Origin of the sequence: Arthrobacter sp. 24S4-2, from assembly GCF_005280255.1 — a bacterium.
Lineage (GTDB): Bacteria > Actinomycetota > Actinomycetes > Actinomycetales > Micrococcaceae > Arthrobacter.
The window spans coordinates 4,687,765-4,702,405 of the sequence record NZ_CP040018.1; the positions used below are offsets into that span (position 1 = coordinate 4,687,765).

The 14,641-nt window shown below is 62.5% G+C and carries 11 protein-coding genes and 2 pseudogenes; 8 read left to right on the forward strand and 5 right to left on the reverse strand.

The genetic code is table 11. The features are described 5' to 3' along the window. Nucleotides 1-686: 686 nt before the first annotated feature. Nucleotides 687-1,592, reverse strand: a complete 906-nt coding sequence (locus FCN77_RS21740; RefSeq protein WP_254678681.1) for a LysR family transcriptional regulator — start codon at nucleotides 1,590-1,592, stop codon at nucleotides 687-689. A 321-nt stretch (nucleotides 1,593-1,913) separates the two neighbouring features. On the opposite strand from FCN77_RS21740, the pseudogene FCN77_RS21745 reads away from it, so the two are divergent. After that, nucleotides 1,914-2,972: pseudogene (locus FCN77_RS21745) on the forward strand (PrpF domain-containing protein). A 200-nt stretch (nucleotides 2,973-3,172) separates the two neighbouring features. Continuing rightward, on the forward strand, nucleotides 3,173-4,429 hold the full coding sequence (locus tag FCN77_RS21750; protein ID WP_137323944.1) for an SLC13 family permease: 1,257 nt from the start codon (nucleotides 3,173-3,175) through the stop codon (nucleotides 4,427-4,429). A 49-nt stretch (nucleotides 4,430-4,478) separates the two neighbouring features. Here the strand turns inward: FCN77_RS21750 and FCN77_RS21755 are convergent, their stop codons facing one another. Beyond that, nucleotides 4,479-5,120 carry a GntR family transcriptional regulator gene (locus FCN77_RS21755; RefSeq protein WP_137323945.1) on the reverse strand — a complete coding sequence of 214 codons (642 nt, stop codon included), beginning with the start codon at nucleotides 5,118-5,120 and terminating at the stop codon, nucleotides 4,479-4,481. A 184-nt stretch (nucleotides 5,121-5,304) separates the two neighbouring features. Here FCN77_RS21755 and FCN77_RS27840 point away from each other — a divergent pair. After that, nucleotides 5,305-5,802 (forward strand): annotated as a pseudogene (locus FCN77_RS27840) (alpha/beta fold hydrolase); the annotation flags it as partial. Between the two features lie 97 nt (nucleotides 5,803-5,899). Continuing rightward, complete coding sequence (locus tag FCN77_RS27430; protein WP_302646255.1) at nucleotides 5,900-6,028, forward strand: hypothetical protein; 129 nt, start codon at nucleotides 5,900-5,902, stop codon at nucleotides 6,026-6,028. A gap of 46 nt (nucleotides 6,029-6,074) precedes the next feature. On the opposite strand, the gene tcuA is transcribed toward FCN77_RS27430, so the two are convergent. The 3 genes from tcuA to FCN77_RS21775 form a co-directional block, all read right to left on the reverse strand. Beyond that, the gene (tcuA, locus tag FCN77_RS21765) at nucleotides 6,075-7,544 is read right to left on the reverse strand and encodes an FAD-dependent tricarballylate dehydrogenase TcuA (RefSeq protein WP_137323947.1); all 1,470 of its coding nucleotides are present in this window, start codon (nucleotides 7,542-7,544) and stop codon (nucleotides 6,075-6,077) included. Between the two features lie 175 nt (nucleotides 7,545-7,719). Then, the gene (locus tag FCN77_RS21770; protein ID WP_137323948.1) at nucleotides 7,720-8,142 is read right to left on the reverse strand and encodes a universal stress protein; all 423 of its coding nucleotides are present in this window, start codon (nucleotides 8,140-8,142) and stop codon (nucleotides 7,720-7,722) included. Between the two features lie 92 nt (nucleotides 8,143-8,234). Further along, a complete protein-coding gene (locus FCN77_RS21775; protein WP_254678682.1) occupies nucleotides 8,235-8,933 on the reverse strand; it encodes a GntR family transcriptional regulator in 699 nt (232 codons plus the stop codon). Nucleotides 8,934-9,215: 282 nt separating this feature from the next. Between FCN77_RS21775 and FCN77_RS21780 the strand changes: the two genes are divergently transcribed. The 4 genes from FCN77_RS21780 to FCN77_RS21795 are packed head-to-tail and all read left to right on the forward strand — an operon-like array spanning nucleotide 9,216 to nucleotide 14,402. Then, nucleotides 9,216-10,334 carry a PrpF domain-containing protein gene (locus tag FCN77_RS21780; RefSeq protein WP_137323949.1) on the forward strand — a complete coding sequence of 373 codons (1,119 nt, stop codon included), beginning with the start codon at nucleotides 9,216-9,218 and terminating at the stop codon, nucleotides 10,332-10,334. A 36-nt stretch (nucleotides 10,335-10,370) separates the two neighbouring features. Next, the gene (locus FCN77_RS21785; protein WP_137323950.1) at nucleotides 10,371-11,468 is read left to right on the forward strand and encodes an ABC transporter ATP-binding protein; all 1,098 of its coding nucleotides are present in this window, start codon (nucleotides 10,371-10,373) and stop codon (nucleotides 11,466-11,468) included. After that, nucleotides 11,465-13,252 carry an iron ABC transporter permease gene (locus FCN77_RS21790; RefSeq protein ID WP_137323951.1) on the forward strand — a complete coding sequence of 596 codons (1,788 nt, stop codon included), beginning with the start codon at nucleotides 11,465-11,467 and terminating at the stop codon, nucleotides 13,250-13,252. The genes FCN77_RS21785 and FCN77_RS21790 overlap by 4 nt, the downstream gene beginning before the upstream one ends. A 37-nt stretch (nucleotides 13,253-13,289) precedes the next feature. Next, on the forward strand, nucleotides 13,290-14,402 hold the full coding sequence (locus tag FCN77_RS21795) for an ABC transporter substrate-binding protein (RefSeq protein ID WP_137323952.1): 1,113 nt from the start codon (nucleotides 13,290-13,292) through the stop codon (nucleotides 14,400-14,402). Nucleotides 14,403-14,641: the final 239 nt, after the last annotated feature.

A 14,641-nucleotide genomic window follows, 5' to 3' on the forward strand; every position in this document is an offset into this window, starting at 1 on the left:
AAGGAAACCTGTGGGTTCAGCTTGGCTGAACTGTTTGTGATGCTGCAGCCGGCCCGGAACTTCGTTGTTCCCTGGCGGCGCGGCTTTCGTGGTCATACGTGGGTGTCGCGATGAACGGCGGTCCGCCGCTGGTGAGTGGCCACCGTGGTTCGCCCTGGGCGGCGGACCGCCCGACGTTTGGAAGGTTCCTGGTCCTCTTCTGGTGAGTGGCCGGGCGGCGTATTGGGGGAAACGCCGCCCGGCACTTGTTCTACTTTACTGGGTGTCTTCGGTCTGGGTTTGGTGCTTGTCGAGGATGATCTGTTCGACTTCGCTGGCCTTGTATCTTCTCCGGACTACTGTCCGTCGTCAACACTCATTGTGGCTGGCGGCTGTTCTTAGGCTCCGCTTTGTGACTGGACGGTACGGCCTTGGCTAAGAAGAGTGGTACTCAGTTCTTTCTGTATCCCGTCGCCGTCTCTGTCTTTTTCCGGTCCCGTGCAGTACGTCAAACCCACGGTTATCTGCGGCTTCTGGGACGAGGGGTCCGCTGGCCGCACAATTTACTGCGGCATGGACGGGCGCAGAGTCGACCTGGCCCGATTACATCGGGCCCCGAAGTTATGGATAGGCCGGCTAACCCGGTGGAAACTCGGCGAGTCCCCAATTTCAGAGAAGGCAGCCCACTGCCGACTTGGCGTTTGGATCTATAGGTAGTCACTGGCTCGTTCGCGGGCGATCTCCAGCAGGGTGGAGTGAAAGGCAACCTCGGCCGGGGCGTAGACCTTGTCCTCACGCTGAGCCAGCAGTACCCGCCGCAGCGGGGCAGCGGAGCCCAGACTCAGCACCGTCACGTCGGGATGCTGAAGTGCCACAGCGGTCTTGGGGACAATGGCCACGCCCATTCCGACGCTGACCATGGCCTGGGCCTCCTGGTAGTCGTTGGCCAGGAAGGCGATCTTCGGTTCGAACCCGGCGTCGTGGGCGGAACGCTGCAGCACCTCCACCACCGGGTGGGCCTCGGCGCGCACGATCCACGACTCGTTGCGTAGGTCCGCCATGCTTACCTGCTCCCGGTCGGCGAGCGGGTGGCTGCGGGCCACCAGGATCACGGTGCTCTCGCGGAAGACCTCTGTTACGCGGATGGAATCGTCCCGGAACGGATTCCAGGGGTAGTCCCAGAGCAGGCATAGCCCGGTGACCCCGGACTGCAGATCCGCCACAAGTTCATCGAAGCGAGCGCTGCGCAAAGAGAGGCCGATGGCCGGGTAGCGCTTCTTGAAGGTCCGGATGACGATGGGCAGGAAGGAACCGGCCAATGTTGGGAATGTACCCACGGTCAGGGACCCCCGGTTGAGGCCGGCAATCTGGCCCAGGTCGGACCGGGCTGCCTGCATCTGCCATACAATCTTGCGGGCGTGCCCAGCCAGCACCTGACCAGCCTCGGTCGGCACGACCCCACGGGAACGGCGGTTCAGCAGCGGCTGCCCGACCTCCTGTTCAAGCTTGCGCAGCTGCTGGGAGACTGCAGACGGCGTGTACATCATCAGCTCGGCGGCGGCTGTGATGGATCCCTGCTCCACGACCTCCAACAGCAGGGCCAAGCGCCTCATGTCGAATAACTCCTGAGCTTCGTCGTTAAGCAATGCTTTATCCTCCTGCTTTTTTAGTTCATCCCCTGCAGAAACGCCACGTCTCCTGTCTTTCTTAGCGGAAGTAGCACCTCTGGATCTGCTGGACTATGGTGCCGCCGCGCATCCACTGCGCTTTAATCTTCATGGTGTTTCCCGCTTCTCCTCGTGCCTCGGATTTCGATGAGGTCCTGAGAAAAGATTGAGCCAGATCACAGCTTTAGACAATGTTGGATTTTCGAGGGGGATGTAGCATTGCTTAAGTCATTGTGGTTAAAAGGCTGAGGCCCAAGCAAGTGCTGGGTGTTCGAAGCGGAGCATCTGCAGGAGGGCGGCATCAGCCTGGATGTGCTGCTGCCCCGGCTGTTCGGCAGTCCCGATCCCCGCCAGGTCGACGGCGTGGGCGGGGCCACCTCCACCACCAGTAAAGCCCTGATCCTGCACCGGCCCGGCGCCGACGGCGTTGACGTTGAGTACACCTTCGCCCAGATAGGCATCGAAGAGGCCGCCGTGGACTGGGGCAGCAATTGCGGGAACGGCTCAGCTGTAGTGGGCCTGTACGCCGTCGAGAAGGGGTGGGTGCTGCCCACTGGAGACGTCACCCGGATCGTCACCCGCAACACCAACACTGGCCGGATCATCATCCAGCGTATGGCCACCCCGGACGGCGCCCTGGCGGAGGTTCCGGACGCACGGATGCCCGGCGTACCGTTCCCTGGCTACCCCGTTGGGTTGGCTTCCAGGATCCTGCCGGCAAGACCACAGGGGCGTTGCTGCCCACCGGGGCGGCAACCGACACCATCACCGCCGGCGGTACCCGGTGGACCGTGTCGATGGTGGACGCCGGAGCGCCGGTGGTGATGCTCCGCGCTGAAGAGCTGGGCCTGGACCCGGCCCGGTACGACAGCTGGCGCGCCGGGGTGGAGCTCCAGCTGGACACCCTGGAACAGGTCCGGCGGCAGGCGGCGGTCCGGATGGGTCTGGCCCCCACCACCGCCGAAGCGGCCCGGGCGATCCCCAAGCTCGCCATCGTGGCCGCCCCCTTCGAGGCCGACCCCGGCTGCGACGCCAACGTCATGATGCTTTCCATGGGCAGGCCGCATCCGGCCGTGGCCATCACCGGCAGCATCGCGCTGACCCTCGCCGCCCGCACCCCGGGCACCGTAATGAACAGCATCACTGGCGACGCTGCGGGAACCACGCTCCGGATGCGCACCCCCCGCAGGCGTGATCGAGACGCGGAGCGAGGAACACAACGGGAGCCTCCTCGTGGGCGTCAACCGCACGGCCCGCACCATCATCCACCTCCCTGAGGTTTCCGGCAGCGCCATCGCTGCCTCCCTCGCGGGAGCCACACGCTAAGGAGACGATCATGACCAAGACTGAAGACCGCACCATTGCCGCTGCGGGCGAGACGCGGGGCGAGGGTCCCAAGCGTCCCACACGTCGCCGCCGTATCCTACTGATGGCGGTGGCCGCCGGTTTCGCGATCCTGGCTTTGATTGCCCTCGTGCTGGGGGAACATCTTCACCCCAGGGGCCACCGCGGAACCGGAGCACACCATGACCGCTGTCCAGATCATCCCGCCCGTCATCCTCGTTGTCATGTTCGTCGTGGCCACCAAGTGGCCGCTGAACATTGGCGTGATGGGGCTGGTCGCATCCTTCGGCGTCGGCTACTTCATGCTAGGCATGACGGACAAGCAGATCCTCGAGGAGTTCCCCGCCAGCATCGTCCTGACGATCATCGGCGTGACCTACTTCTTCAGCATGGCCCAGCGGAACGGGACCATCGACATCATCGTCCAGAACTGCGTGCGCCTCGTCAGGGGAAAGACGATGCTGCTGCCCTGGGTGTTCTTCCTGATCGCAGCGGCGCTGACCTCACTGGGCACCTTCTCACCGGCCGCCGTCGCGCTGCTGGCACCGGCGGCAATCGGATTCGCCTATGAATTCCGCATCCATCCCGTACTGATGGGCGCGTTCATCATCAATGGAGCACATGCGGGCGGCTTTTCGCCGCTGTCCGTAGCTGGCGTGCTTGTACACGACATCGCCCTTAAGAACGGCTTTCCCGTCTCCCAGGGCGCACTCTTCATGGCCAGCTTCGCCCTCAATCTCATTCTCTCCGTACTGACAACTGTCCTGTTCGCCCTCATCGGCCGGCTCCGTGACGGCGAAGGCGGCCACCGTGCTGACCTCGACGGCCCCCGCACCACCCGTCCCCGCGGCCAGCAGATCCTCACGCTGGCCCTGATCGCTGTGATGCTCGTGTGCACCCTGAGCTTCCACATGCCGATCGGTTTTGTTGCCCTCTCCGCCGGACTCCTGCTGGCGCTGGTCAACGTCAAGGAACATCAAACGTTCATCAGCGGCGTCTCCTGGTCCACCGTCCTGCTGGTGGCCGGCATGATCACCTACGTCTCCCTCCTCCAGCACGTAGGAGTCATCGATACCCTCGCCGAGCAGGCCCTGGCACTAGGTGCACCGCTGCTCATCGCACTGGTCCTCTGCTACGTCATCGGCGTAGGATCAGCCTTCGCCTCCTCCACCGCGTTGCTGACCGCATTCATCCCCCTGGCCGGCCCACTGCTGGCCACCAGTTCACTGAGTGCCTCCGGAACGGTCGCAGCGCTGGCTATCGCCGCCACCGTGGTGGATGTCTCGCCGTTCTCCACCGACGGTGCGCTCGTCGTCGCCAACGCCCGCGACGACGACAGGCAACGCGTCTACAAGCAGCTGATGGCCTACGCCGGGGGCGTGGTCCTGGTGGCGCCGGCCCTCGCCTGGGCCCTGCTGGTACCCGCCGGCATCATGTAACCGTCCCGCCCCGGCGATCCGCAGCCCTATACTCAAAGATCGGGCCGGTCTACAGGTGGTCCGGGTCCGCGGCGTACATCTTTAGCCGGATCTCCAACGCTTCGTTCATGTGTCGTGCGGCGATGGTACCTGCCGCTTGCGCGTCACCCTTTTCGATGGCAGCTGTCAGCGCCTCATAATCGGCAAGCACCGCCGGCCATCTGCCCGGGTAAGTCAACGTCGTCAGGGTGTATCGGCGAACCTGCTGATCCAGGCCGGTCAGCAGGCGCACCAGTGACGGGCTGTGGGCCGCAGCCCAAATAAGGGTGTGGTACTGCCTGTTTGCTTCGGCGAGGGATTGCCCCTCGGTGGGATCGAGATCAAGCATGCTCTCGAACTTGGCCCGCAGCATTCTGACGTCCAGGTCCGTCCGCTTCCGTGCCGCTTTGGATGCGGCTGCCTCTTCGAGGACGATCCGGGACTCGTAAATGTCCACGATTTCCTCGGCCGTGTGTGTCCGCACTGCAAGCGCCTTGCCGCGGCGTTCCAGTAAGCCGTCCTGCTCCAGGCGCTGCAGGGCCTCCCGTACCGGCGTGCGCGAGGCCCCGTATCGCTGGGTGAGCTTCACCTCGGTCAGGGTCTCGTCGGGGGAAACGGCCGAACTCAGGATGTCCTCCCGCAAGCGGCTGTATACCGACTTGTCTATAGCCAACCCATGCTCCTAGCCGAGTTTTCGGTGCCCTTTGCCAAACTACATGTTGCCCGGATTCCTTTTGCGTAACCAGCAGTATACATTTGCATCCATTCCGGAACGGCCGGAGCGGACGAACAGCAATGCCCACGAAGGGCGGAAGGGGGGCGAGGTGGCGCCACGGGTCCTTTTGGTGCATGGCAGTATGCTCGGCGCTTGGTACTGGGAATCGACGATCGACGAGCTCGCGCACTACGGAACCGAGGCTGTGGCGTTCGATCTGCCAGGCCATGGCGAGGACCAGTCACTGCGAGGTTCAATTACTGCCGCGGACTACGTCAGGGCAGTTGTAGAGCAGGTGGACGCGGCCCCGTCCCCGGTGATCCTGGTAAGCCACAGCATGGCCGGTCAAGCAATCGCCGCGGCGGCCCTGCAGCGGCCCACCCGGGTCAAGCACCTGGTGTACTTGAGCGCCCAAGCGCGAGCCTTCGGTCAGTCCTGGGCCGACACGCTGGACCCCGGCATCCGGGCAGCCTATGAGGAGTCTGCTGCGGAGCGCGGAGACGGCAGCTATGTCGTGCCTGAGAAGGTCGTTACCACCCGCTGGCTCTCCTCACTGGCTCCGGACGCGCCGTTGGCCCGCTCCATCCGTTCCCGTCTCACTCCCCAACCGGCCGGCCCCCCCCTTCGAGCCTTCCGACTTCGAGCCTTCCGACCTTTATGCCGGATCGCTGGCCGATATACCAGTGACGTATATCTGGCCGGTAGACGACAGGCAAAATACCGAACGACGTATGCGCATGTCGCTGTCCAACCTCCCGGCGGCGACCCGCCTGGTCAGAATCGGCGGCGACCACTGCGCAATGCTGACCAACCCGAGGGAGACCGCGGCCGCCATCAACGACGTTTCCACCAGGCACCCGGGCTAAAAGCCGGTTCGCGTTCCCGTCGCCGGCACCCGGCCCCGGCCCCGTCTCAGGCTACGGATCCGGCCCGTCTGCCGAAAACGGCACCCGCGGCAAGTCCGCTGCCGCCCGGGTAATTGCCGCTAAACAGTCCTCCGAGGGCTTCCCCGCACGCCAACAGACCCGGAACCGGGTTGCCTGCACTGTTCAGCACCCGTCCGTACGTGTCCGTCTTAAGCCCGCCGAAAGTGAAGGTCACCCCGCAGGTGACAGGGAAGGCGTAGAAGGGTGGCGTGTCCAGCGCCAGCGCCCAGTTGCTCTTACGCGGCTCCACCCCGGATGCCCTGCCGTCTTTGATGTTGGGGTCGAAAGGTTTCGTCGCGTCGATCCGGGAGTTGTAGTCACCGACCGTGCGCTCCAGCACCACGGGGTCAATACCCGCTCTCGCCGCGAGGGCAGGAAGCGAATCTTCCCTCATCACTGATACCCCGGGCATGTCGTACTCCTCCGCACGGAGCATTGGGCGGGTCGTTGCGTCGAATATCTGAAAGGCTACGGAGCCTGGCTGGTTGAGGATGTCCTGTCCGTAGCGCGCATACGTGTAATTGCGGAAGTCAGCGCCTTCGTCGATGAAGCGTTCACCGTTTCGGTTGGCGACTATGCCCAACGGGTATCCGCCGCGGGTCAACTGATTGGTCAGTTCGAAGTTGCTTTCGTTCTCTGCAAACCCTGCATCCCACGCGACGCTGTGGCAGGTAGACCAGTCCCCGCCCTTAGCTGCCCCGGCGTCCAGTGCAGCAAGAATCATTTCCCCGGTGTTGCCGGGAGTTCCGCGTACCTTGGCGTTCTGCCAGCCTTCGCCGAGGTAGCGCCGACGCATTTCCGGATTGGCCTCAAACCCTCCCGAAGCCAGGATCACAGATTGGGCCCGTACCTCTCCACTTTCACCCGTGTCAGTCCGGTAGCCGGCCCCGACCACACGTCCACCGTCAATGATCAGACCGGTCCCGGCGTGACCGTAACGAACAGCAACGCCGGCACGGGCGGCGGCCTCCCTATGGTCTTCCATCAAGCCTTTTCCGCCACCGACGTTGCCGATGTGCAGGCCGCCCCAAAACAGAAATGATCCGTCCGGCCGACTGTAGGCCTGACGTTCATACATCAGCCGGTATTTCAGGCCCTGCCGCTGGAGCCAGCGTAGGGTTCCATGGCTTTCTTCGACCAGTACGCGGGAGAGTTCGGGGTCATTACGGCCCTCTGAAACTTTCTCGAGATCCGCGAGGTAGTCTTCCGCAATGTACGGGGGAACCTCCGTGGCGGAATGTCGTTCGTCGGGCTCAATGAAGTCGGTGATGTCGGCGAGACCCCCATGCGGAATGCGGGTGGCTCCGGCGGTGTAGTAGCTGTTGCCTCCCGCGAGGTCTCGAACGGCCTTCTCCAGCAGCACCACGGAGCGTCCCCGCTCGGCCGCCGCCAGCGCGGCCGTAAATCCGGCGTTGCCGCCGCCAACGACCAGCACGTCAACCATCTTGTCCATCATTCGTTCCTCCACATCGGTTGTATGAATACCACTGTATACAGTCGTATTCTGCTGGTCAAGGTACGGTGCCTGGACGTGAATGACGGTTAACGGGCGCAGGGAACCCGACCGGTGTGCGGTCAGGCTCCCTGCAGATTTTCGGGACGAGCGGCCGCTGCTGCGGCCGTGATGGGGATCAGTCGGTCTTGGCTACGTATACGTCGCATGGCGCGTTGTGGGCGACGGTGTTCGCGACGCTGCCCAGTACCCGCCCCAGGCCTTGCATCCGGCGGTTCCCGACGACAATGAGCTTTGCAGCCAGGCGCTCGGCTTCTGCGATGAGAACCTCGTGGGGTCTTCCCAGTGCGGCGGTATAGGTGGTGGCGACGCCGCTTGCTCCCAATTGGGTTGCTACACGCTGTGCAACCTTTGTGGCCTCGGCCGCATTAGAGACCGTCCAGTCCTCGCCTGCTATTTCCACCACCTCGGTCTTGTCGCTAGCGTAGGCCGTCACGACATTCAGGGTTGCGCCCATGCCTGCGGCCAGGTCCGCTGCAGTGCGGGCAGCCCGCATTGCCGTCTCTGATCCGTCGACTCCGACAATAATGATTCCGGACATGGTAAATCTCCTCTAGCTCGAACGTGGTTCTGCCGCCCGCCCCCTTGGGACAGGCCGGTGCGATGAAACGGCGGCCAGCATGGACTGCGCCGCTACGGAGCGGGGATCTCCTGCGCATCGATATACATTTCGATGCGAATGTTCTTTGCAACTTCCAGGTGGGCGCTGGCGATCCTCCCGGCCCTGTCTGCATCACGGTCCCGGATAGCGGCAACCAGCTCCTCGTGCTCCTTGAGGACCTGGTTCCAGCGGGCAGGCGTGGAGAGTGTGGTCCCGGGATAACGGATGAAGTGCACCAGGATGCGGTCCAGCAGGTCCAGCAGCGCCGCGCTGTGGCTGGCAGCCCAGATGCGCTCGTGAAAGGTGCGGTTGACCGCGGCGAGCTGTGCGGCGGTGGCTTCCTCGAACTTCAGATCGACCATGCTTTGGTGGGCACGTTCGATCAGCATGAGATCCATGTCCGTGTGACGCAGCGCGGCGGTCTTCGCCGCAGCCTCTTCAAGGAACGATCTGACCTCGTACAGGTCCAGCATTTCCTCGGGCCGGTACTCCCGGACCTGCATGCGGGAGCCGATGCGCTCCACGAGCCCTTCGGTTTCGAGCCGGCGCAACGCTTCGCGGATCGGAGTGCGGGACACGCTGTATTTTTTGGCCAACGCATTTTCCACCAGCTGGGCCCTGGGTGGAAGCTCCTGGGCAATGATGGCGTTTCGAATCATCAGGTACGGACTCATCAGTGCCGGATTGCTCATCAGGTTCTCCTCTTCAACGGTGGCGATGGCTGTGCACATAAAGCCGAGCTTGGTTCAAACGCCATACATCCCGTGGATATTTTAACACGCGGTATACATTCAGGACAGCCTGTGGACATGACGCATTCTAGACGACTCACCAAAGATCTCATTTTGGTAACGAGAGTGTCCCAAGCCACATTTTCGTTGCCCACTCACTCCAAACGGTATACATTTAAGCGAAAGCGAGAACATTCGACCTAAAATGTATCGCAACTGACTGAATAATCGACAGGTCGCAGTGACGGTACGCACGCACCAGTCGTCATATAGGAGGTACCCATGACCAGTCCAACCGGCACCGTCGCCGTAGGAGGATCGGACGCGTCGTTAAGCTCGGTGACCCAGGTCCCGGCGACCCTCGTCCGTGGCGGAACCAGCAAGTGCTGGATATTCCGCCAAAGCGACCTGCCGCCCGATACTTCAGAGGTGGAACGGCTGCTGGTCCGCACCTTCGGTTCACCGGACCTGCGCCAGATCGACGGAGTTGGCGGTGCGTCCTCCACGACCAGCAAAGCAATCATCGTCGACGACGAAAAAGCTGCAAATGGCATCGTCGAATATCGATTCGCCCAGATTGCCATCGACAACCCGTCGGTGGAGTGGGACAGCAACTGTGGCAACTGCGCGACCGGCCTCGGGTTGTATGCCCTGCACGCGGGGCTTGTCCTACCGACTGAGGACGTTTCCCGCGTCACGATCGTCAACACGGTCACGGGGCTCAGCCTGGTGTGCGAGATTCCCACTCCCGGCGGACAGGTCCCGGCCTATGGAGCGCGACAGCTCCCAGGGCAGCACTATCCCGGGGTCCCGGTGGACATCATCTTCGAACAGAACAGCTGGTCAAGCTTCGGTGCCGAATTCCCCAGCGGCAAACCCTTGGACGAGGTCACCCTAAGAGGAAACACCTACCGCGCAACACTGATTGATGCCGGGGCGCCAGCGGCCCTCTTCGACTCCCGAGATCTAGGAGCGACCGGCCAGGAAGGCGCGGAGGACCTTCAGCACCTGGTCGACTTGGCTCCTGAACTTCGCGCCGCAGCCGCAAAACTCATGAACATCCCGGATCACCTCACCTCCATTCCCAAAGTCGGAATCATCGGACCCCCACCTGCAGGCGAAACCGGCGTGTCCGCGCGGATGATATCCATGGGCGCCCTGCACCCCGCCATCGGCCTGACCAGCGCAGTAGCGGTCGCCGCAGCCTCGGGGCGCCAAGGTTCCGTGGTGGACCAATACCTCGTCAGGCCGGAACATCAGAGCGATCCCAACGGCCTGGTGATCCACATGCTTAACGGCGTCACCAGGTCCGCGCTCAACACCCCAGCCCCCACCAAAGTCTCATTCCAGCGATCCGCCCGGGTCATCAGCGAAGGAACGGTCCTCGTCCCGGGTGACTGACCGGGCGAGAGATCCTCACATTCACAAGGACGTGTCATGAAAATCAGCATCCAGAATCTGCAACTCAAATACGGTGATTTCGTCGCCATCGAAAACCTCAACCTCGATATCGGAGACGGTGAGGCACTGGTACTCCTGGGCCAATCGGGCTGCGGCAAGACCAGCACCATGCGCTGCCTGGCCGGTTTGGAGGAGCCGAGCGCCGGCAGGATCATCATCGATGACGTCGTCGTATTTGATTCGGAAAAAGGCATTAACCTGCCTCCCAATAAGCGCAACGTCGGCATGGTCTTCCAGTCCTACGCCGTTTGGCCCCACATGACCGTCTTCCAGAACGTTGCCTATTCCCTGAACCTGCAGAAACTCTCCAAGAAAGGGGTCAAGGAACGCGTGACGGAAGTCCTGACGATGGTCGGACTGGAAAAATTTGCCGAGCGTGGCGCCAGCCTTCTGAGCGGCGGGCAGATGCAGCGCGTGGCCTTGGCCCGCAGCCTTGTCATGCGCCCCAGCGTGCTGATGCTTGACGAGCCTCTCTCGAACCTGGATGCAAGGCTTCGTGACAGACTCCGCGTCGAACTTCGTGAAATCCAGCTGCGCCTGGGCCTGACATGCGTTTATGTGACGCACGACCAGCACGAAGCCTTCGCCCTGGCCGACCGCATTGCCCTGCTGCAAGGGGGCAAGATCGTTCAGATCGGAGGCCCGCGCGAGATGTACGAAACGCCGGCCAGCGCCTCCATCGCCCACTTCCTCGGCGTCTCCAACGTCATGGACTGCGAGACTGTCGCCGCCGGAGACGGTTCCTCGTCCGCGACGGTCGCCGGACACGACTTCACTGTTCACTCCTCGCAACGCATCCCCTCCGGCACCCCGGAAATGAAGGTATGCATGCGGGCGGAAGACCTCCAGATCAGCGCCCAGCCCAAAACTGCAGCCAACGCGTGGAAGGGGAAAGTCATGGTCGCCGGGTTCCAGGGCAACGATGTCCGATACGCCGTCGAACTGGACAGCGGTCTTGAACTTGACGCCCTCGGAACGGTCAAGCGCGGGGAACAACACGAAGTGGGGGACTCCGTCTGGGTCACCATCGAGCCCGGTCAGGTCCAGATCCTCCCCGCGGAGGTGCTCGTATGAGTATCAAAACGCCTCTGGCAGCCCCCACCATCGCAGCCGGGGAACGGAACACCGGACCGGCACGCCACCGCCGCGTCAAAGCACTGGCAAATCTGCGCAAAAGCACACCTGCGATGATCATCATCGCAATACTGAGTGTCCTGGTAGTGCTCCCGCTGGCGCTGGTCCTGCTTGCTGCGTTCTCGGACGCAGTTCCCCGCCCCGGAAACATCTCCCTCGGCGGACTGACCCTTGAGAACCTCGTGCTCCTGGCCACTCCCGAGGCCCTCGGAGCCCTCGGCAATTCGCTCATGGTAGGCGCCGGTTCAGCGGTCGTGGCACTGATCATCGGTGCGTTTCTCGCGTTCGTCTGTGCACGCACCGACGCCCCGATGCGCAAGTTCATCTTCTTCATCGGCATGGCTCCCATGTTCATTCCGGCACTCGTCGGGGCCCTGGCCTGGTCACTGCTCTCCTCCCCCAGCGCCGGCTACCTCAATATTCTGCTCCGGGACCTGGGCGTGGACTTCGTCATCAACATCTACAGCCTGTCTGGCCTGATCTTCGTACTCGGCATTTTTTACGCCCCGTATGCTTTCCTCCTCATGCACAGCTCGTTGTCCATGATGAACGCGGACCTCGAAGAAGCCGCGACAGTCCATGGGGCAACACTGAAGACCATGTTGCGGACAGTCACCCTCCCGTTGGCGCTGCCGGCTGTCCTCGGGTCAGCAATTCTCGTTTTCGCCCTGACCATGGAAAACTTTCCCGTCGCCCAAGTGATCGGTAACCCGGCAGGCATCGACACACTGCCCACGTACATCTACCGGCTGATGAACGCGACACCGGCCAAGAGCAACCAGGCAGCCAGCATCGCCATCGTTCTGACCGCAGCCCTGCTCATCATCACCGTCGTTCAGCAGCGCATCATCAACAAACGTAAGTTCACCACCGTGACCGGAAAAGGTAACAGGCCCCGACAAGTACCGTTGCGGAACCTGCGCTGGCCGTTCACCATCATCGCCCTGGCCTACTTTGCGGTCGCGGTCATCCTTCCGATGCTTGCACTGCTGACAGCCTCAATGCAGGCCACACCGTTCGTCGCCTCAATTCCACAGCTCTTTGAAACCGGGGCGCTCAGCTTCTCCAAGCTCGGTGACGTCCTTATCTCCCACGATTTCCAGCTCGCTCTGCGCAACAGCGTCCTCGTGGCGATTTTCGCCGCCGCGGCAGGGACAACGCTGAGCTTCGTCGCCTCCTACGTCCGCTACCGGACCAAGTCCCGCGGCGGCCAACTCATCGAGCTGATAGCCATGACCCCGCTGGCGGTCCCCGCCATCGTTATGGGGATCGGACTGCTCTGGACGTGGCTGCTACTGCCCGTGCCTGTCTACGGAACACTGGCCATCCTCGCCATAGCCTGTGTGGCAGTCTTCCTGCCCCAGGGCTACCGCGGCATCTCGGCCTCGATGCTGCAAATGGACCAGGACCTGGAAGACAGCGCCGTCATGCTCGGTGCCCGCCGGGCGAAAGCCATCATCTCCGTCACTCTTCCACTCATGCGCGTCGGCATCACGTCCTCATTCCTCCTCTTCCTCATGCTCTCAATGAGGGAGCTCAGCGCCTCAATCTTCCTCTTCACATCCAATACCCGGATCCTCTCGATTCTGGTATTCGACAACTTCGACAACGGACAAAGCCAATCCGCCGCCGCGGTCAGCGTTCTGTACATCGTCGTCATCGCCGTGCTGGCCGTGATCGCCCAAAAAGTGGGCGCCGACCGCAAGCTCGACACCATCAAATAGAGCTGCTCCACCCAAAACAGTTGAAAGGGTCTACACAATGAAGTTAGCGTCCAAAATCCCCCTGATCGGAGCAAGCGTCCTTCTCTCCCTGGGCATGGCCGCCTGCGGGACACCCCAAAGCAGCAGCGTCGTCACTGCCACTGCCGAAGTCAAAACCGACGACGGGCTCGTCATCAATGGCGAGTCCATCACGGACAAGGCGACCTATGACAAGGCCAAAACCCAGACGCTGAGCCTCTACTCGGGCTACACCGAGTCATCCGAAAGCGCACTCGTCGCTGCCTTCACCAAGGACACCGGCATCAAAGTCAACGTCGTGCGATTGACCCCAAACAAACTCGCAGAACGCGTCCTGTCCGAACAGGGCGCCGGCAAGCTCGGGGCTGACGTGATCCGCACCTCGGACTACCGGATCGCGAAGTCCCTGGAGGACGCCAAAGTCTGGCAGACCTACGACGTCCCCGGCGCCGCGCAGTTCGAGGACGTCTCGGTCGACGGCGGACAGTTCACCCGGATGTTCAACTCCATCTACACCATCGGCTACAACACCCAACTGGTAAAGGAGGCCGACGCCCCCAAGTCCTGGGCCGACGCCGTCAGCGGAAAATATCAGGGCAAGCTCGGCATCGTCCAGGGCGGCTCAGGTGGCAGCACCGCGGCGCTGAACCGGTTCATGGAAACAAAGATGGGCACGGACTACTTCCAGAAGTACGCGGCACAGAAACCCACCATCTACGACTCCCTCGGCGCCGAAGCCACCGCCCTCGCCCGCGGCGAGGTCGCCGTAGGAACCGTAACGGTCAGCGGAACCAACATCTCCGCAGTCCAGGACAAAGCGCCCGTAAAGTTCATCGTCCCGGAAGAAGGCCTCGTCGCCTACGACTACTACCTCGGCATGGCAGCCTCAGCAACGAACGTCGAGGCCGCCCAGGTATTCATGAATTACAACCTTTCCAAGCACGGACAAAAGGTCTTCGCCCAACTCGGCGAATACCCCGCCCGAACCGATGTTGAACCCCCCACGATCATGGGCGTCCAGCTCCCTGCAGTCGACTCCGGCAAGGTCTACCGCATGCCAAACACCGACGCCACCACCTTTGGCAAAGAAGACCTCGCCAAGTGGAACAAGGTCTTCGGCTACAGCAAGTAACCGCCGATAGCCGCCCAGGCCATTTCGGCCCGGGCCGAAAGACGCAGTGGGGCGGCGAATGATGATCACCGGGATCATCGCCAATTCGCAACGCGCGCCGCCCCACTGCACTGACCCGCCACCACAAGAGCAACCGCATGAACTGAGTCCAGACGGTCAGTCCGGGGCGCAGAGCATGCAGCCCACCCCTCCCTTCGAGGAGCAAAGTCTCAACAGCGAGAGCCCTGCCGGGTCCCCGC

Excerpts from the sequence above, each read along its gene's own strand:
- FCN77_RS21740 (WP_254678681.1), bottom strand. The coding sequence starts at position 1,592 with ATGAGGCGCTTGGCCCTGCTGTTGGAGGTCGTGGAGCAGGGATCCATC.
- FCN77_RS21750 (WP_137323944.1), top strand. The coding sequence starts at position 3,173 with ATGACCGCTGTCCAGATCATCCCGCCCGTCATCCTCGTTGTCATGTTC.
- FCN77_RS27430 (WP_302646255.1), top strand. The coding sequence starts at position 5,900 with ATGTCGCTGTCCAACCTCCCGGCGGCGACCCGCCTGGTCAGAATCGGC.
- tcuA (WP_137323947.1), bottom strand. The coding sequence starts at position 7,544 with ATGATGGACAAGATGGTTGACGTGCTGGTCGTTGGCGGCGGCAACGCC.
- FCN77_RS21770 (WP_137323948.1), bottom strand. The coding sequence starts at position 8,142 with ATGTCCGGAATCATTATTGTCGGAGTCGACGGATCAGAGACGGCAATG.
- FCN77_RS21775 (WP_254678682.1), bottom strand. The coding sequence starts at position 8,933 with ATGTGCACAGCCATCGCCACCGTTGAAGAGGAGAACCTGATGAGCAAT.
- FCN77_RS21780 (WP_137323949.1), top strand. The coding sequence starts at position 9,216 with ATGACCAGTCCAACCGGCACCGTCGCCGTAGGAGGATCGGACGCGTCG.
- FCN77_RS21785 (WP_137323950.1), top strand. The coding sequence starts at position 10,371 with ATGAAAATCAGCATCCAGAATCTGCAACTCAAATACGGTGATTTCGTC.
- FCN77_RS21790 (WP_137323951.1), top strand. The coding sequence starts at position 11,465 with ATGAGTATCAAAACGCCTCTGGCAGCCCCCACCATCGCAGCCGGGGAA.
- FCN77_RS21795 (WP_137323952.1), top strand. The coding sequence starts at position 13,290 with ATGAAGTTAGCGTCCAAAATCCCCCTGATCGGAGCAAGCGTCCTTCTC.